At 65.6% G+C, this 16587-nt stretch carries 16 protein-coding genes; 8 read left to right on the top strand and 8 right to left on the bottom strand.

The genetic code is table 11. The features are described from left to right. Positions 1-20: 20 nt before the first annotated feature. The 4 genes from FJ951_RS07675 (at position 21) to FJ951_RS07660 (ending at position 1813) form a co-directional block, all read left to right on the top strand. Positions 21-308, top strand: a complete 288-nt coding sequence (locus tag FJ951_RS07675; RefSeq protein WP_140491638.1) for a DUF1330 domain-containing protein — start codon at positions 21-23, stop codon at positions 306-308. Positions 309-585: 277 nt separating this feature from the next. Next, positions 586-906, top strand: a complete 321-nt coding sequence (locus tag FJ951_RS07670) for a helix-turn-helix domain-containing protein (RefSeq protein ID WP_140514195.1) — start codon at positions 586-588, stop codon at positions 904-906. Beyond that, positions 903-1367, top strand: a complete 465-nt coding sequence (locus FJ951_RS07665) for an SRPBCC family protein (RefSeq protein WP_140514194.1) — start codon at positions 903-905, stop codon at positions 1365-1367. The genes FJ951_RS07670 and FJ951_RS07665 overlap by 4 nt, the downstream gene beginning before the upstream one ends. Positions 1368-1396: 29 nt before the next feature. Then, positions 1397-1813: a GFA family protein gene (locus tag FJ951_RS07660; protein ID WP_140514192.1), complete on the top strand. Its 417-nt coding sequence runs from the start codon at positions 1397-1399 to the stop codon at positions 1811-1813. A gap of 26 nt (positions 1814-1839) precedes the next feature. On the opposite strand, the gene FJ951_RS07655 is transcribed toward FJ951_RS07660, so the two are convergent. The 7 genes from FJ951_RS07655 to FJ951_RS07625 form a co-directional block, all read right to left on the bottom strand. Next, positions 1840-2892 carry a D-alanine:D-lactate ligase-like protein gene (locus tag FJ951_RS07655; RefSeq protein ID WP_140514190.1) on the bottom strand — a complete coding sequence of 351 codons (1053 nt, stop codon included), beginning with the start codon at positions 2890-2892 and terminating at the stop codon, positions 1840-1842. Between the two features lie 183 nt (positions 2893-3075). Further along, positions 3076-3957, bottom strand: coding sequence for an SMP-30/gluconolactonase/LRE family protein (locus tag FJ951_RS07650; RefSeq protein WP_140491648.1), 882 nt, complete (start codon positions 3955-3957; stop codon positions 3076-3078). After that, entirely contained in the window at positions 3954-4598 is a 645-nt protein-coding gene (locus FJ951_RS07645; protein WP_140514189.1) for a 2-dehydro-3-deoxy-6-phosphogalactonate aldolase, read from the bottom strand. The genes FJ951_RS07650 and FJ951_RS07645 overlap by 4 nt, the downstream gene beginning before the upstream one ends. Then, entirely contained in the window at positions 4598-5569 is a 972-nt protein-coding gene (locus tag FJ951_RS07640; RefSeq protein ID WP_140514187.1) for a 2-dehydro-3-deoxygalactonokinase, read from the bottom strand. Before FJ951_RS07640 ends, FJ951_RS07645 begins: the two co-directional genes overlap by 1 nt. Next, on the bottom strand, positions 5566-6333 hold the full coding sequence (locus FJ951_RS07635; RefSeq protein WP_140491653.1) for an SDR family oxidoreductase: 768 nt from the start codon (positions 6331-6333) through the stop codon (positions 5566-5568). Before FJ951_RS07635 ends, FJ951_RS07640 begins: the two co-directional genes overlap by 4 nt. 157 nt (positions 6334-6490) lie before the next feature. Next, positions 6491-7840 (bottom strand): EAL domain-containing protein, encoded by a 1350-nt coding sequence (locus FJ951_RS07630; RefSeq protein WP_140491655.1) that lies wholly within the window; start codon positions 7838-7840, stop codon positions 6491-6493. 153 nt (positions 7841-7993) lie between these two features. Further along, positions 7994-9790 (bottom strand): GtrA family protein, encoded by a 1797-nt coding sequence (locus FJ951_RS07625; RefSeq protein ID WP_140514186.1) that lies wholly within the window; start codon positions 9788-9790, stop codon positions 7994-7996. A 162-nt stretch (positions 9791-9952) separates the two neighbouring features. Between FJ951_RS07625 and FJ951_RS07620 the strand changes: the two genes are divergently transcribed. The 4 genes from FJ951_RS07620 to FJ951_RS07605 all read left to right on the top strand — a co-directional run bounded on the left by FJ951_RS07620 (position 9953) and on the right by FJ951_RS07605 (position 14075). After that, positions 9953-10963 carry a glycosyltransferase gene (locus FJ951_RS07620; protein WP_140514184.1) on the top strand — a complete coding sequence of 337 codons (1011 nt, stop codon included), beginning with the start codon at positions 9953-9955 and terminating at the stop codon, positions 10961-10963. A gap of 4 nt (positions 10964-10967) precedes the next feature. Beyond that, positions 10968-11342 (top strand): GtrA family protein, encoded by a 375-nt coding sequence (locus tag FJ951_RS07615; protein WP_140514183.1) that lies wholly within the window; start codon positions 10968-10970, stop codon positions 11340-11342. A 73-nt stretch (positions 11343-11415) separates the two neighbouring features. After that, positions 11416-12357, top strand: a complete 942-nt coding sequence (gene gshB / locus FJ951_RS07610) for a glutathione synthase (RefSeq protein WP_140514181.1) — start codon at positions 11416-11418, stop codon at positions 12355-12357. 185 nt (positions 12358-12542) lie between these two features. Further along, on the top strand, positions 12543-14075 hold the full coding sequence (locus FJ951_RS07605) for a YifB family Mg chelatase-like AAA ATPase (protein WP_140514180.1): 1533 nt from the start codon (positions 12543-12545) through the stop codon (positions 14073-14075). A gap of 55 nt (positions 14076-14130) precedes the next feature. Here the strand turns inward: FJ951_RS07605 and FJ951_RS07600 are convergent, their stop codons facing one another. Then, positions 14131-16302 (bottom strand): malate synthase G, encoded by a 2172-nt coding sequence (locus FJ951_RS07600; RefSeq protein ID WP_140514178.1) that lies wholly within the window; start codon positions 16300-16302, stop codon positions 14131-14133. Positions 16303-16587 lie beyond the last annotated feature (285 nt).

The raw sequence follows: 16587 nt of genomic DNA, 5'->3' as shown, positions 1-16587 counted from the left end.
AACGGCTTCGGAGAAGAGGGATGCCCAAGGGATACTGGATCGCCCGCGTCGATGTGCGCGACGCGGAAGGCTACAAGGATTATGTCGCCGCCGCCAAGCCGGCCTTCGAGCGCTTCGGCGCGAAATTCCTGGCGCGCGGCGGCGAGCATGAGAAGGCAGAAGGGGCCGGCCGCGCGCGCAACGTCGTCATCGAGTTCGAGACGCTTGCCGCCGCGCATGACTGCTACCATTCACCTGAATACCAGCGCGCCGCCGCCATTCGCCAGAAGGTCGCCGACGGCGAGATCGTGCTGGTCGAGGGCGTCTGAGGCTATCCCGGCCGGCATCAGTGCCGGCCGCGGCCTTTGCACGAGTCCTGAGGTTCACATCCCGCAGCCTGGCCCAGCAGGCGGCGCCCCGACCGGTTGTCTTTGAGCGACAACCGGCACAGTCGTTCGACAACGGCCACGACATGGCTGACGCATAATCCCTTTAGCAATCGCGTCCGAACAGCCCTTACACGGGGGTAATTTTGATGCCGGCCGATCGCGGGTTGACATGCAGGTATTTACCTGCATATTATGGCTTCACATCAGAGTGAACCCGATGGACGCGGACAAGGTTTTCAAGGCGCTGGGCGACCCGACACGCAGAAAGCTGCTTGATCTTCTGTGCGAGAAGAACGGGCAGACGCTGGGCCAGCTTTGCGAACATCTCGATATGGCCAGGCAATCCGCCACCCAGCACATCGACCTGCTGGAGGCGGCCAATCTGGTGAGCACGGTCAAACGCGGCCGCGAGAAGCTGCATTTTATCAATCCCGTGCCGCTGCACGAGGTCTACGAGCGCTGGGTGCGCAAATTCGAACGCCAGCGGCTCAGCCTGCTGCACGACCTGAAACAGGAACTCGAAGGAGAAGACAAATGACCGCAGAGACGACCAGCTTTGTCTACGTGACCTACATCCGCTCGACGCCGCAAAAAGTGTTCGAGGCCATAACCAGGCCCGACATCGCACGGCGTTACTGGGGCCATGAGAACGTCTCGGACTGGAAGGCGGGATCGAAATGGGAACATATCCGCGCCAATGACGAGCGCACCGTCGAACTGGTCGGCAAGGTCGTCGAGATCTCGCCGCCGACCCGTCTCGTGATGACCTGGGCAAACGCTTCGCAGGCCGACGATCCGTCGAAATACAGCCGGGTGACGTTCGCCATCGAGGAATACGACACGATGGTGCGGCTGACCGTCAGCCATAACGAACTCGAAGCCGGCAGCGGCATGGCGAAGGGCGTCAGCCAGGGATGGCCGGCGGTGCTGTCCAGCATGAAATCCTTCCTGGAAACCGGCAGCGGCATCGATATTTTCGCCAAGCCGAAATCGGCCTGACCAGCAAATCCGACTGCGGGAAAACGACAATGACCAAACGCTATAGCGGCGGATGCGCATGCGGTGCGATCCGCTATGAAACGAGCAGCGAACCCATCTTTCAAAACCACTGCCAATGCCACGAGTGCCAGAAGCGAAGCGGCACGGGCCACAGCTCCTATCTGACTTTCCCCCGGCGAGCCGATGTGACGATCACGGGCGAAGCGAGCACCTGGCGGGTGGCGGGCGACAGCGGCAACGAAAAGATCCACGCCTTCTGCCCGACCTGTGGAACGCCGGTCTACCTGACGCAGGTCGCAAGGCCGGACCTGATAGCGGTTCACGCGACCAGCCTTGACGATCCCGGCCAGTTCAATCCGCAGGTGGTCACATATGCCATCCGCGGCCATGCTTGGGACAGGATAGATCCTTCCTTGCAGGCATTCGAGCGAATGCCTTTGGGATAGCGTACGGCAGGCAATCTTGCCGCGCTTTAACGGGTCATTCGGTTCGCGGCGGTTTCGGCCATGGCGTCGGCGAGCTCCAGGTTCCATTGCGACCGGCAATAGGCGCGGAAATCGAAGCAGGGCAGGCCGGGGCAGACTTCGAATTCTATGAGGTGAACGGTGTCGTCGGGCTCGATGCGGAGATCGATGGAGAACACGTCGCGCAGGCCGAGCCCGCTCATCAGCCGTTCGGCGATCGCGCGGACTTTTGCATCGGCGACCGGCTGGCTTTCGGCGACCGGAAGCAGAAGCGGCTCGGCGTATTTGCCCGCCGCCTTCGCCGCCTCGCCGGTCTCGCCGTAAAGCGCCAGGCTGTCTTCCATGGTCTGGAAATCGCCGCCGGACTCGACGAAGGCGACGCCGAGCGCTTCGACGCCGGTGTCCGGCCTCAGGCCGAGGAAACTGGCGCGCGCATTGCGGCCGCCGACATAGGGCTGGACGACGGCGTCGTCGCGATAGGCGGCGAAAACACGCCGGCTAAGCTCCAGCGCGTGGCCGAGATCGCCGCAGCGCGAATCCGGCCAGATGCCGATCTTGGCGCCGAGCCGGTTCGGCTTGACGAACCAGCCGGCGGCGGAAACCGGCGGCTCGACCAGCCATTGTCCGTTGCGCGCCAGGCCGGCCTGCGGCACAGGCAGGCCGAGCGCGCCGAGCACGGCGCCGGAGCGAAACTTGTCCTGGCAGAGCGCGAACAGCGAGTCCTCGGCGCCGATCGTCTTCAGGCCGTTCAGCCTGGCAAGCGCGGGCGCCGTGCCGCCCCGGAAATAGGCGATGCCGTCGGTCAGCGTCCAGACCAGCGTGGCCGCCGGATCGGCCTTGGCGAGCATATCGGCGGCATCGTCCAGCTCCACCGCTGCGAAGCCGAGATCGCGCCGTTTGAAGGCAGAAGCGAGCGCGTCGAACTCATGCGCGAGATCGGTCGATTGCGCCAGGTAAGAAGCGATTTCGGCGGCACGCTCCGGCGCGTGGCCTTCGGCGAGGAGCCGCTCGAGGCAGGCCTTTTCCGGCTCATGGACGAGGATCAGCCTGGGGCTGGACATGACATGATTCCCAATGGTGCAATTCCACACCATCGCATGGCGAAGACGCCAGGCTTTCGCGAAACCGACGCGGGCCGGACGCCTGCGTGACAGCCGGCCGAATGATCCCGTCAGACGCGGTGCATCGGGGTACCGAGACTCGCGTCAGGCCGAGCCGAAAAGGCCGGCATCACCTGAGGTGCCCTAGGCGATCAGCACGCGGGGCTCGAACCGGCCATTGACCTCGATGTCGAGGAGGAAGGTCATGCCGGCCTGAGGGTCGAGCTGACGCTGCTTGTCGTCCTTGCCGTGCCAGGCCGATGTAACCGCCAGCCGGCTGGCGTTCTTGCCGACAAAGGCCGGGCAGGAAGGCTGCGTCACCGGCATGGCGATCGTGCGCACCAGCTTGCCGTCCGGGGCGTAGCCCTTAACCACCTTGCCGCCCCAGACGGCATTCCACAGGATGCCGTCGCGGTCGAGCACGGAGCCGTCGACGAAGCCCTTGGCCGACCGGTGATCAACGAACACTTTCGGCTCGCCCGCCGGCAGGCCGGTCGCCGGATCGCAAGCGACGCGCATCAACAGGCCGGTCGAGGTGTCGGTGTAATAAGCGAGCGCGCCGTCCGCGGAAAAACAGATCGAGTTCGACACGGTGATGTCGGAGAACAGCTTGCGCAATTCGCCCTTGAAGAACCAGTAGATCGCGCCGGCGCCCTTCTCCTCGCCCTTGCCCATCGTGCCGGTCCAAAGGGCGCCGCAGGGATGGACGCGGGAATCGTTGGAACGGGTGACCGGATTGTCGGCCTCGACAGGTGTGTGCAGCGTCATCCTGCCGGTGGCGACGTCGCGGACAAAAAGCCCGGTTTCGGTGGCGATCAGCTGGCGCTTGTCGTCGATGATGGCGATAGCGCTGGCCATCCGGCCAAGCTCGTGCACCTGGGCCGCGCCGCCGGACAGGCGCTTTTCCAGGAGATGGCCCTTGACTATGTCGAACCAGTAGAGCGTGTCTGTGGCGGGGTCGTAGCTCGGCCCCTCGCCGAGCTGGCAGACATGGTCGGAAAAAACCGAAACGATCGCTTCGCTCATCCTGCGTCTCCGCCGAACACCGCGTCCCAGGCCGTCACCGCCGCCTGGGCCCGCGCGGCCACGTCTTCGACGCTCATGCCCGGCTTGAACAGGCTGGAACCAAGCCCGAAAACCGTGACGCCGGCCGCCTTGTAGCCGGCAAAGTCCTTCTCTGAGACGCCGCCGACCGCGCCGACCAATGTCGAAGCCGGCAGCACCGCGCGGATGGCGGAAATACCGGATGCGCCGAGCACGCTTGCCGGGAAGAATTTCAGCGCCGAGGCGCCGAGCCGGATCGCCAGGAAGGCCTCCGTGGGCGTGAACACGCCGGGCATGGTGACCATGCCGTATTGCAGCGCGCGTTCCATCACCTCGGCATCGATGTTGGGACTGACCAGCAGCCGGCCGCCGGCTTCGTGCAAGCCATCGACATCGGCCGGCGTCAGCACCGTGCCGGCGCCGACCAGCGCGGCCGGCGGCAGCGCCTTGAGGATGGCGGCGATGGACGCGAACGGATCGGGTGAATTGAGCGGCACCTCGATCGCCTCGATGCCGGCATCGAAGACCGCCTGGCCGATCGCCACCGCCTCGGCAGGCTTGAGGCCGCGCAGGATGGCGACCAGCCCGCGCTTGAGCTTCGGGAACGCAGCGGTCTGGTTCATCAGGCAACTCCGGTTCTGGCGATCATGCCGTTTTCGCGCGCCGCCTCGACCAGGCCGGCACGCACCGCCTCATCCGCGTCGACGGTCCGCACGCCAAGCCCGGCAAGGCCGAGCGCCTGCCGATAAAGCGCCGCAAGCGCGCCGGAGGCAATCAGCACCACCGATGTGGCGCCCGCGGCCTGGCGGCGCCTCGCCGAGGCGATCTCGCCGCCGATCAGCAGGCCCGACAGGCAGGCCGCGGCATCGTCGGCCTTCATGTCCTGGAGCAGACCGGCGGCGCGGATCGAGAACAGTTTTGCGGTGACGTCGCCACCTTCGGTCAACGCCGCACCACACCAGCGGCGGAAGAAAGGGTTCTGCGGGTCGACCGGCTTGGGATGCTCGCCGAGCGAATGGCGCAGGATCGAATGCGCGGCCAGCACCGAGAACAGCTCGCCGGTCGGCCATGTGCCGAAGCCGGCAACGGCGCCGTCCTCAACCAGAACCCATTTCGAATGGGTGCCCGGCATGCAGACGATTTCACGCCCCTTTGCCGGCAAACCGGCGCCGGCAAGCTGTGTCTCCTCGCCGCGCATGACGTCTGGCGCATCGGCCAGGCGTTGGGCAAGGCCGGGCACGATACGAATGTCGCGGCTCTCCCCCGGGATGCGGGCCGCGCCGGCCAGGATGGCGCCGATCGGCGCCGGCAGCGTGACATAGGGCGCTTCGAGCCAGCCCTGGCGCGAGCCTGCCATGCCGCAGATGATGACGGGCAGCGTTTCCGGCGCGCCCATGGCGGCGAGATGACCCTCGAGAACCCGGGAAAAGCCCTTCTCGCGCGCGGTGATCAGTCCGTCGTCGCCGCGACGCTCGGCAAGCACCTTGCCGCCGCCGTCGATCAGCCAGGCACGAAGCCGGGTCGTGCCCCAATCGAGCGCCGCGACCGCCGGCACATTGCCGACAAATCGGGGGCCGGCAAACCCGGGGCTCACAGGAAACCTCCGTCGACGATCAGCATTTGCGCGGTCAGCATGCGCGAGGCGTCCGAGGCCAGGAACAGCACGGTGCCGACCAAATCGTCCGGCCGCATGACGTCCTTGATGCACTGCTTGGCGACATGAGAGGCAAGCGCCTGCTCCGTCACCCAGCGTTCCTGCTGCCGTTCCGTGATGACCCAGCCGGGCGCGACGGCGTTGACGCGGATACGGTCGGGCCCGAGCTTGCCGGCCAAACCCTTGGTGAGGCCGAGTATGCCCGCCTTGGCGGCGGTGTAGGCCGGCATGTCGGGGTGGTTGATCAGGTAGGAGGTCGAGGTGAAATTGATGATCGAGCCGCCGCCGGCCCGCTTCATGCCCGGCGCCACCGCCTGCGCGGTGAAGAAATGCGGTCTGAGGTTGATCGCCTGGTTGTTGTCCCAAAACTCCACCGTCACGTCTTCGACGGCGTGGCGTTCGTCCCAGGCGGCATTGTTGACCAGCACGGTGACGTCGCCATGCGCTTCGGCCGCCTTCGCGGCAGACGCCCGGAGCGCTTCGATGTCGCGCAGATCGGACTTGAGGTAGAGCGGCCGGCGGCCGAGCTCTTTCTCGATGCGGTCGGCAAGCGCGGTGCTGGGCTTGTCGGCGATGTCGATGAAGGCGACCTTGGCGCCCTGGCGCATGAAACCCTCGGTCAATGCCGCGCCAATGCCGGAGCCGCCGCCGGTGATCAGCACCGAAGCGCCTTCGAGGTCGGCAAAACGTGCCGATGGCATCATGGTTTTCGTCTCCCGGGTTGACCGGCGCGCATCCTAGCCAGACCGATCCGGCGGGCAAGGGCGAAAAGACGGATTTTGAGGCTTATGTCTGACAAAAAGCCTGGAGACCACGCACAGGCACGGCCGGTCCTCGATCGAGGACCGGTCAATCGCCCGGTCAGATTGCCTTGGCGCGCAAGGCGCCGCGGAAGGAATCGCGGAGATAGCCGAGCGTGGCGTCGGCATCGGCCGGCTTGCCGAACAGATAGCCCTGCCCACCGGCGCAGCCGAACTGGACGAGGCGGTCGGCCTGCGCCTCTTCCTCGATGCCTTCGGCGACGACATCCATGCCGAGCCCTTCGCACATTGCGAGAATGGCGCGGATGATGTGCTCCGACGGGCGGTCATCGAGAATGGAGGAGACGAAGGCGCGGTCGATCTTCAACTTGTCGAAATGGAATTCGCGCAGCCGCCCGAGCGAGGACTGGCCGGTGCCGAAATCGTCGAGCGAGACGCGGATGCCGACGCGGCGCAGGTCCTCGACGATCTGCGCGGCCGAGGCCGGATCGTTCATCAGGCCGGTCTCGGTAATCTCGATCTCCAGCCGGCGCGGATCGAAGCCCGTACGGTCGAGGATCGCCAATATGTGCAGGCCGGTGTTCTGGTCGACGAGCTGCGAGGGCGACAGGTTGAAGGACAGGAACAGGTCCTTCGGCCAACTCCTCGCCGCCTCGGTCGCCTTGCGCAGCACTAGCTGCGACAGCGGGCCGATGATGCCGCGCTCCTCGGCGATCGGAATGAAGACGGTCGGCGGCACCGAGCCGAGATCGCGGTCGGTCCAGCGCGCCAGCGTCTCGAAGCCGATGGTGCGGCGCGTGGTGAGGTCGACGATCGGCTGGAAATGCGGCTCCACCTCGCCGGCCGAGACGGCGCGGCGCAGCGCCTGCTCGATGCGGGTGACGCGCTTGGCCGCCTCTTCCATTTCGCGGGTATAGACGACGACCCGGCCGCGGCCGGATCGCTTGGCATGGTAAAGCGCCGTTTCGGCCTTGTTGATGAGGATCTCGGTGGTCTCGTCGCCGGAATAGAACAGCGAACAGCCGACGGAGGCCGACAGCCTCGCCGTGCGTTCGCCGACATCATACGGGGCCGACAGGATTTCGATCAGCATGCGCGACTTTTCGGCGGCCGCCTCCTCGCTGAACACCAGCGGATAGAGGAAGGCGAATTCGTCGGCGCCGATGCGGCAGACGGTGGAATGGCCGTCCATCGAGGCGCGCAGGCGCATCGCCACCTGGATCAGGATGTCGTCGCCGGCCTTGTGGCCGAACAGATCGTTGATCGGCTTGAATCCATCAAGGTCGAGAATGCCGACGGTGAAGGGCGCGGGATCGTCGGCACGGTCGCTGATTAGGCGATCGACCTTGTCGAAGAAGCGGCGATGGTTGCCAAGCCCGGTCAACGGATCGGTGAATGCCAGATCCGTGCTCTCCCTGTTTGCCTGACCGGTGCCAAACGAAGTTTGCATCGGTGTCCCTGTTTCTCGAAGTCGGAATTTATTTCCGAGACTGGCAGCAAACCCTTTAGGAAACGTATCGGGAAAATCGATTTTTCGCCGCTAGAGCGCGTTGCCCTCCGCAAAGCCGCCCGGGCTCAAGGGCGCCGTCGCTCAGGCGGATTCTCAACCGGCGGTGCGAACGCGATAGAGCTCCAGCGGCGCGCCCTGGGTCTCCGCCACCGGTTCCAGCCAATCCGGCACGCTGCCATGCATCAGCCCGGCCAGAAAGCCGTCAGGCGCCTTGGTTGCGAGAAGCCTGGTTTCGGGATTGCCGCGGCAGAGCGCGACAATCCCGACGCGATGGTTTGCCACGACGGCTTTCGCGTCAGTGGCCGAGCCCAGCAAGGCATCGAATACGAGCAGGTTTCCGGCGACGTTGCGGTGGTAGGGCCCAGCGAGCGCGCGATGACCGGTAAAGGCCAGGATCGGCGAGCCGAGATTGGAGATGGCCAGCACCGTGGTGTCAGGCATGCGGGCGAGCGCGGCGAACGAGGCCTTGCTGTTGCAAGGTGCATCGATGCCGGCATTGGTGACGGCCGCACCGGTCTGGAAGGCGCTCGATGCCGCCTCGGCAGCGCTGGACCAAACCGCATTGACCGAGATCAGCCAGGCTGCGGCCATACGGAGCACGGAGCCACCGGACGGACTGTTTTCGGCGCGCTGCCGCCATTTGGCGATCCAGGCGCAAAGCGGGATCACCGCGAAGGCGATGGAGAAGGTCGAGCCTCGGACCTCCCAGGCGCTGACCAGGAAAGCCACCACCAGCAGCGCGCCGACGAGACTGTCCTGCCGCCGCCAGCCGCCCTTGCCGAGACGCAGCGCCATCAGGACGATCGCCACCAGCGGCGTCGCGAAGCGCGCCACCGCTCTGGCCGGATCGGCCGCGACGAGCTGGAATATCGACTGCGCTTCGTCGATATGACCGAGCCACATCTGCTGGAGGCGCGGGTCGAGGCCGGCATAGGGGGCAGCCAGGCATTGCGGGAACAGAAACATCACGACAAGGATAAGCACGAACGCCAGCAGGCCGAGCGAGACCAGGCGACGGCCGTACGTCGCATTGGCGGCGCCCCATGAGGCGATGACCGCAAGGCCGGCGCCGGCAAGCGCGGCAACCACGAAGTGCACGGTCGAGAAGGTGTCGCACTGCGTCTGCCCCCATGCCGACGCCGGTATGGTAGTGATGAAAACAAGGGCCGAGACGGCGGTGACGCCCAAGCCAAAATCCCTGGCGATCAGCCTTTCGCCGCCACCGCTGACGAGGAACAGCAGGGCGACGATGGCGCCCAGGGTTCCAGCATAGGGGGCGCTTTCCATGCCGATCGCCAATGCCAGGGTGGCGCACGCGCCGGCAAACAGGGCGGCGGTCCGGTGGCGAGGGGCTTCAAGCAGCAAAGCCAGGCCGGCCAGGGTCAGCATCAGCTGGACATTGTGGTGATCGAGCGCGCCGGGCGAGAAGATTCCGAGATAATACAAGGCCGCTCCGCCGACCACCGCGGCGGGCAGGACCGCGTGCTCGCCGGCGAAAGCGCGCGCGGCGCGCATGATGGAGAACAGCGCGAGCCAGAATTGCAGGAGGGGCCAAAGCACCTGCACGACCTGCTCGCCCAAAGCGGCACTGCCCGTCAGGGCCGACAGGGCAAGCATGCCGAGCGCCAGCGGGGCGTCGAGCAGCCGCGACCAGTGCATGACGAAGCCACCCTCCAGCCCCATCCTGTACTGGTGCAGGTCGAACCAGCCCTGGTCGGCCAGGAGGTCGCGAACCTCCACCAGTTGCAGCAGGCTGTCATTGTCGCCGGCCGGGTTGGCCAGTTGCGGGAATCCGGCATAGAGATCGAGCGCCAGCAGCAGCAAGGCGGCAAGCAACGCAAACGCTATGTCGGACTTCCAGGTGGAAGCGCCGTTGCTGGCTGTGCTCATCCCATCGCCCCTGGCAGGAATGCCGGGCTTTTTCGGCCAATCGACACTCGTAAAGTCGGCCTTAAACCTAGCCTTAACGGCTTCAATAAATAGTAAAACCGCCTGAACGCGCCTGACTTTCGGCGCGAACCGCGCGTGGCGGCGAGGCACCCGGAGAGGAAAATGCCGCAAGAGCTTCGCTACGAACCCGCCATCGCCGTGCTGCTGCCTTGCTACAACGAGGAATTGACGATCGCCGAGGTGGTGCGGCGCTTCCGCGAGACGCTGCCTTTGGCGACGGTCTATGTCTACGACAACAATTCGCGCGACCTGACCGCGCTCAGGGCCCGCGCCGCCGGCGCCATCGTGGTGCGCGAACCGCGCCAGGGCAAGGGCAATGTGGTGCGGCGCATGTTCGCCGACATCGACGCCGACATTTACCTGATGGCCGACGGCGACGGCACCTATGCGCCGGAAGACGCGCCGCAATTGATCAACACGCTTCTGACCGAGCGCTCCGACATGGCGGTGGGCACCCGGCGCGGCGTCACCGACGATGCCGGCAGGACTGGCCATGCCTTCGGCAACCGCGTCTTCAACAGCCTCTATAAAGGGCTGTTCGGCAGCGATTTCACCGACATCTTCTCGGGCTACCGCGTCTTCACCCGGCGCTTCGTCAAGAGCTTCCCGGCCGTCTCCGGCGGCTTCGAGATCGAGACCGAAATGTCGGTGCATGCCTCGCAGCTCAAATTGCCCGTCAGCGAGATCGCGCTCGATTACGGCAAGCGGCCGGACGGCTCGTCGTCGAAGCTTTCGACGTTTCGCGACGGCGCCAGGATCCTTTGGATGTTCGCCATGCTGATGAAGGAAACGCAACCGCTGCGTTTCTTCGGCGCCTTCGCCCTGGTCTTCCTGGCGTCGAGCCTGTTCCTGATGGCGCCGGTGCTGGTCGAATTCGCCGAGACCGGGCTGGTGCCGCGCATGCCGACATGGGTGCTGTCGGTCGGCCTGCTCTTGCTCTCGATGCTGGCTGGTGTGACTGGGGTGATCCTCGATTCGGTGTCGCGCGGCCGCGCCGAACAGAAGCGCATCTTCTACCTGTCGATGCCTTCGGGCCGCATAGAGCGGCGCGAGCGCGCCAGCGAGCCGACTGCCGCGAAGGCCGGCCCAGGCAAGACGCCTCGCGCCGCATGAAGCGGTGAGCCGTCTTATCCGCTTCCTCTTTGCCGGCGGCATCGGCTTCGTCGCCGACGCGGCCGCCCTCTGGCTGCTGCTTGCCGTCACGCCGCTCGGCCCTTTCAGCGCCCGCATGCTGTCCATCGGCTTTGCACTCTGCGTCACCTGGCAGATAAACCGGCATCTGACCTTCTCGCCGTCGAGCCGCGGCTTGGTGCGGGAAGGTGCCCGCTATGGCAGCATCGGCATAGCCACCAGCATCGCCAACTATCTGGTCTACTGCGCCATCCTTGTCGTCCTGCCGACAACCCCGCCATTGGCCGCCCTTGCTTTCGCTTCGCTGGCCGCCATGGCGCTGTCCTTTCTCGGCTATTCCAGGCTGGTCTTCGACCGCTAGAGGCGTGGCCCGATTGGCAGAAGGCGCCGGGACCCTTATATCGCTCTCTCATCGACCGTGCTGGGGACCTGCCATGAAGCTGAAAATCGCCGTCCAGATGGACCACATCTCCACCGTGTCGATCGCCGGAGACACTTCGTTCGCGCTGTCGCTGGAGGCGCAGCGGCGCGGCCATCAGCTCTATCACTACACGCCCGACCGGCTGTCGCTGCGCGACGGCAAGGTGTTCGCCCGCATCGAGGAGATGCAGGTACGCGACGAGAAGGGCAGCCACTATTCGCTGGGGGAGAAGGTGCGAACCGACCTGTCGGAGATGGACGTGATCCTGCTGAGACAGGATCCGCCCTTCGACATGAACTACATCACCACCACGCACATACTGGAGCGCATCCACCCCAGGACGCTGGTGGTCAACGACCCGGCCTGGGTGCGCAACAGCCCGGAAAAGATCTTCGTCACCGAGTTTTCCGACCTGATGCCGGAAACGCTGATCACCAAGGATCCCCAGGAGGTCGCCGCCTTCCGCAAGGAATTCGGCGACATCATCGTCAAGCCGCTCTACGGCAATGGCGGCGCGGGCATCTTCCACCTGCTGGAGGCCGACCGCAACCTCGCCTCGCTGCTCGAAATGTTCGGCCAGTTGTTCCGTGAGCCCTACATCGTGCAGCGCTACCTGAAGGACGTGCGCAAGGGCGACAAGCGCATCATCCTGATCGACGGCGAACCGGTCGGGGCCATCAACCGGGTGCCGGCCGAGCACGATTCCCGCTCCAACATGCATGTCGGCGGCCGCGCCGAGAAGACCGAGCTGACCGAGCGCGAGCGCGAGATCTGCGCCCGCATCGGGCCGGCACTGAGGGAACGCGGCTTCATCCTCGTCGGCATCGACGTCATCGGCGACTATATGACCGAGATCAACGTGACCTCGCCGACCGGCGTGCGCGAAGTCAAACGCTTCGGCGGCGCCGACATCGCCAGCCTGTTCTGGGACGCGGTGGAGGCCAAGCGGAAATAGCCGTTTTCACTTTGTATTAACCATGTTCCGTTTTTGCAACCGGAGACAATCGCGCCGCAACTTAAGCGATTGCGCGTTCCTGTAATGTTCTTGATTTAACCGAGGAATTGTGATTGTGTCCGGCCCAGGCCCTTCGCGGCCTGATTGTAGAAGGCTTGGGGCAAACCCAGATCCGGGGACAAGACATGGTGGCGCGGGTTCGCACGGTTGCTTTCCAGGGCATCGAGGCCGTGCCGGTCGACGTGCAGGTGATGATCGCGCCCGGCAAGGTCAACATGCACATCGTCGGCCTGGCCGATAAGGCGGTGGCCGAAAGCCGCGAACGGGTGCAGGCGGCACTCCATGCTTCCGGCCTGTCGATGCCGTCCAAGAAGGTCACCGTCAACCTGGCGCCCGCCGACCTGCCCAAGGAGGGCAGCCATTACGATTTGCCGATCGCGCTCGGCCTGATGGCGGCGCTTGGCGCCATTCCGGGCGACATGCTGGCCGGTTATGTCGTGCTTGGCGAATTGTCGCTCGACGGCACCATTGCCGCCGTCGCCGGCGCCCTGCCGGCGGCGATCGGCGCGAATTCCGAAGGCAAGGGCCTGATCTGCCCCTTCGCCTGCGGCCCGGAAGCCGCCTGGGCCGGCAAGGACTTCGACATACTCGCGCCGCGCAGTCTGATCGCCATCGCCAATCATTTTCGCGGCACGCAGGTGCTGTCCCGGCCGGAGGCCGGCATCCATGCCGCGGCGCGCGACCTGCCCGATCTTGCCGATATCAAGGGCCAGGAAACCGCCAAACGAGCGCTGGAGGTGGCGGCGGCCGGTGGGCACAACCTGCTGATGGTCGGCCCGCCCGGATCGGGAAAATCGATGCTGGCGCAGCGGCTGCCGTCGATCCTACCGCCGCTGGCGCCGAAGGAACTGCTCGAAGTGTCGATGATCGCCTCCGTCGCCGGCGAGCTCGGCGAAGGCAAGCTGACCGACCGGCGGCCGTTCCGCGCGCCGCACCATTCGGCCTCGATGGCGGCGATGGTCGGCGGCGGCATCCGGGCGCGGCCGGGCGAAGTGTCGCTTGCGCACCACGGCGTGCTGTTCCTCGACGAATTTCCCGAATTCACGCCGCAGACGCTCGATGCGCTCCGCCAGCCGCTCGAGACCGGTGACTGCATGATCGCGCGCGCCAACCACCGCGTCACCTATCCGGCGCGCATCCAGCTTGTGGCGGCGATGAACCCGTGCCGCTGCGGCATGGCCGGCGAGCCCGGCTATCGCTGCCTGCGCGGCGAACGCTGCCGCACCGACTACCAGGCGCGCATCTCGGGACCGCTGCTCGACCGCATCGACCTCAGGATCGAGGTGCCGGCGGTCTCGGCCAGCGACCTGATCCGGCCCGACCGGGCGGAGAAGAGCGCCGACGTGGCGCTGCGCGTGGCGCGTGCCCGCACCCTCCAGCGCGAGCGCTTCGAACGGCTCGGCGTCACCAGCGCCACCACAAACGCGCATTGCGCGCCGGCGGTCATCGAGGAGATCGCCATGCCCGACGCATCGGGCCTGTCGCTGCTCAAGGACGCCAGCGAAAAGCTCGGCTTCTCGGCGCGGGCCTATCACCGCGTGCTGAAGGTGGCGAGAACACTGGCCGATCTCGACGCCAGCGAGACCGTCGGCCGCATTCACTTGGCCGAAGCGATCTCCTACCGGATGAGTTCGGAGCGGGTGGCACAGGCGGCGTAGCGCGCTCTCGCTCGAGAGGAGGGGAACGGAACGCCGGCGGCTCCAAATCTCCGGTTCAGGCCGCTCCCTTCGCCTTCAGTTCCAATCTCCGCGCGTGCAGCACCGGCTCGGTGTAGCCGTTGGGCTGGATGCGGCCCTTGAAGACGAGGTCGCAGGCGGCCTGGAAGGCGACGGAGCCGTCGAAATCGGCGGCCATCGGCTGGTAAAGCGGGTCGCCTTGGTTCTGCTGGTCGACGATATCAGCCATGCGCCTCATCGTTTCCATCACCTGGTCGGCCGTGCAGACGCCATGGTGCAGCCAGTTGGCGATGTGCTGCGAGGAGATGCGCAGCGTGGCGCGGTCCTCCATCAGGCCGACATCGTTGATATCTGGCACTTTCGAGCAGCCGACGCCCTGGTCGATCCAGCGCACGACATAGCCCAGAATGCCTTGCGCATTGTTGTCGAGTTCCGCCTGGATGTCGGCCGGAGACCAGTTGGGCCGCACCGCGACCGGCACCGACAGGATGTCGTCGAGCTTGGCCTTCGGCCGGCTCTTCAGCGCCGCCTGGACGGCGTGGATATCGACCTTGTGATAGTGGGTGGCGTGCAGCGTCGCCGCGGTCGGCGAAGGCACCCAGGCGGTGTTGGCGCCGGCCCTGGGGTGGGCGATCTTCTCGGTGAGCATCGCCGCCATCAAATCGGGCATCGCCCACATGCCCTTGCCGATCTGGGCATGGCCGGCAAGCCCGCATTCCAGCCCGGTGTCGACATTCCAGGCCTCGTAGGCGGAAATCCAGGCGGCCTGCTTCATGTCGCCCTTGCGGATCATCGGGCCGGCTTCCATCGAGGTGTGGATCTCGTCGCCGGTGCGGTCGAGGAAGCCGGTGTTGATGAACACGACGCGCTCTTTGGCGGCGCGGATCGCCTCCTTGAGGTTGACGGTGGTGCGCCGCTCCTCGTCCATGATGCCCATCTTGATGGTATTCTGGTCCATACCGAGCAGGGCCTCGACGCGATCGAAGATCTCGACGGCGAAGGCGACTTCCTCGGGTCCATGCATCTTGGGTTTCACGACATACATCGAGCCGGCGCGGGAATTGGCGCGGCGGCCGTTCGGCCCGACATCGTGCAGCGCGATCAGCGCGGTCATCGCCGTGTCCATGATGCCTTCCGGCACCTCGTTGCCGTCGCGGTCCGTTATCGCCGGATTGGTCATGAGGTGGCCGACATTCCTGACCAGCATCAGCGAGCGGCCGGGCAGCGTCACCGTGCCACCATTGGGCGAGGTATAGGACCGATCGGGGTTGAGCTTGCGGACAAAGGTCCGGCCGCCCTTGGTGATCTCTTCGGCCAGGTCGCCCTTCATCAGGCCGAGCCAGTTGCGGTACACGACGACCTTGTCCTGCGCATCCACCGCCGCGACCGAATCCTCGCAGTCCTGGATGGTGGTCAGCGCCGATTCCAGGATGATGTCGGCGATGCCGGCCGGATCGGTGCGGCCGATCTGGTTGTCGCGGTCGATCAATATCTCGATATGCAGGCCGTTGCTGACCAGCAGCACGGCTTGCGGGTTGGCGGCATCGCCGCGATAGGCGACGAACTGCCTGACATCGGCAAGGGTGGTCGAGCCGGCGCCGGCGCTGAGCCGCAGCGCGCCATTGGCCAGCGAAAGGCCGTTGACGCCGGCCCATTTGCCCGATGTGAGCGGCACCGACTGGTCGAGAAAGTCCTTGGCCCAGGCGACGACTTTCGCACCACGCGCGGGGTTGAAGCCGTTGCCCTTCCCGGCGCCGTCTGTCTCGGGAATCGCGTCGGTGCCGTAAAGCGCATCATAGAGCGAGCCCCAGCGCGCATTGGCGGCGTTGAGCGCATAGCGCGCATTCATCACCGGCACCACAAGCTGCGGCCCGGCGACGACGGCGATCTCGGGATCGACCTTTTCGGTCGTCACCGAGAAGGTCGGGCCCTCGGGGACGAGATAGCCGATCTCCTTCAGGAAGGCCTTGTAGGCTTCCATGTCGACCGGCGCGCCATTGGCGCGATACCAGTCATCGAGCTTTTCCTGGATAGCGTCGCGCTTTGCCAGCAGTGCCCGGTTCTTCGGAGCGAGGTCGTGGACGATGGCCGAAAAGCCGTTCCAGAATTTGTCCGGATCGATGCCGGTGCCCGGAGCGGCCTCGTTGACAACGAAGTCATGAAGTTCGCGGGCGATCCGCAATCCGGCGATTTCGACGCGATCGGTCATCAGGCTGCTCCAGATGAAAGGCTTTCGCGGGCCTTTGGCATGTTGGGAGTGCAGGGTCAATTCAGCTTAGGGTGAGGCAAGGCAGGTAGGCGCGGTTTTTAGGCTTGGGCCGGCGGCGACGCTGCCAATCTCCCCCCAAGTGGGGGAGATGCCCGGCAGGGCAGAGGGGGGCGCGAAGGAATGCCGACCTCGGCAAGTTTCGGTATTTCGTGCAGTCGGTCGACGTCGAGTATGAGCGGGCGCTGCTCCGAGACGCTGGCGGGACAGCGCCCCCCTCTGGCCTGC

Origin of the sequence: Mesorhizobium sp. B2-2-3, from assembly GCF_006442405.1 — a bacterium.
GTDB lineage: Bacteria > Pseudomonadota > Alphaproteobacteria > Rhizobiales > Rhizobiaceae > Mesorhizobium.
Note: the sequence above shows the minus strand (reverse complement) of the source record. Positions and strands in the feature narration are given on the sequence as shown.

Bases quoted from the DNA above. Each gene is read 5' to 3' on its own strand.
- FJ951_RS07600 (WP_140514178.1), bottom strand. From the start codon at position 16,302: ATGACCGATCGCGTCGAAATCGCCGGATTGCGGATCGCCCGCGAACTT.
- gshB (WP_140514181.1), top strand. From the start codon at position 11,416: ATGAAGCTGAAAATCGCCGTCCAGATGGACCACATCTCCACCGTGTCG.
- FJ951_RS07655 (WP_140514190.1), bottom strand. From the start codon at position 2,892: ATGTCCAGCCCCAGGCTGATCCTCGTCCATGAGCCGGAAAAGGCCTGC.
- FJ951_RS07620 (WP_140514184.1), top strand. From the start codon at position 9,953: ATGCCGCAAGAGCTTCGCTACGAACCCGCCATCGCCGTGCTGCTGCCT.
- FJ951_RS07650 (WP_140491648.1), bottom strand. From the start codon at position 3,957: ATGAGCGAAGCGATCGTTTCGGTTTTTTCCGACCATGTCTGCCAGCTC.
- FJ951_RS07665 (WP_140514194.1), top strand. From the start codon at position 903: ATGACCGCAGAGACGACCAGCTTTGTCTACGTGACCTACATCCGCTCG.
- FJ951_RS07625 (WP_140514186.1), bottom strand. From the start codon at position 9,790: ATGAGCACAGCCAGCAACGGCGCTTCCACCTGGAAGTCCGACATAGCG.
- FJ951_RS07675 (WP_140491638.1), top strand. From the start codon at position 21: ATGCCCAAGGGATACTGGATCGCCCGCGTCGATGTGCGCGACGCGGAA.
- FJ951_RS07605 (WP_140514180.1), top strand. From the start codon at position 12,543: ATGGTGGCGCGGGTTCGCACGGTTGCTTTCCAGGGCATCGAGGCCGTG.
- FJ951_RS07670 (WP_140514195.1), top strand. From the start codon at position 586: ATGGACGCGGACAAGGTTTTCAAGGCGCTGGGCGACCCGACACGCAGA.
- FJ951_RS07645 (WP_140514189.1), bottom strand. From the start codon at position 4,598: ATGAACCAGACCGCTGCGTTCCCGAAGCTCAAGCGCGGGCTGGTCGCC.
- FJ951_RS07635 (WP_140491653.1), bottom strand. From the start codon at position 6,333: ATGATGCCATCGGCACGTTTTGCCGACCTCGAAGGCGCTTCGGTGCTG.
- FJ951_RS07630 (WP_140491655.1), bottom strand. From the start codon at position 7,840: ATGCAAACTTCGTTTGGCACCGGTCAGGCAAACAGGGAGAGCACGGAT.
- FJ951_RS07660 (WP_140514192.1), top strand. From the start codon at position 1,397: ATGACCAAACGCTATAGCGGCGGATGCGCATGCGGTGCGATCCGCTAT.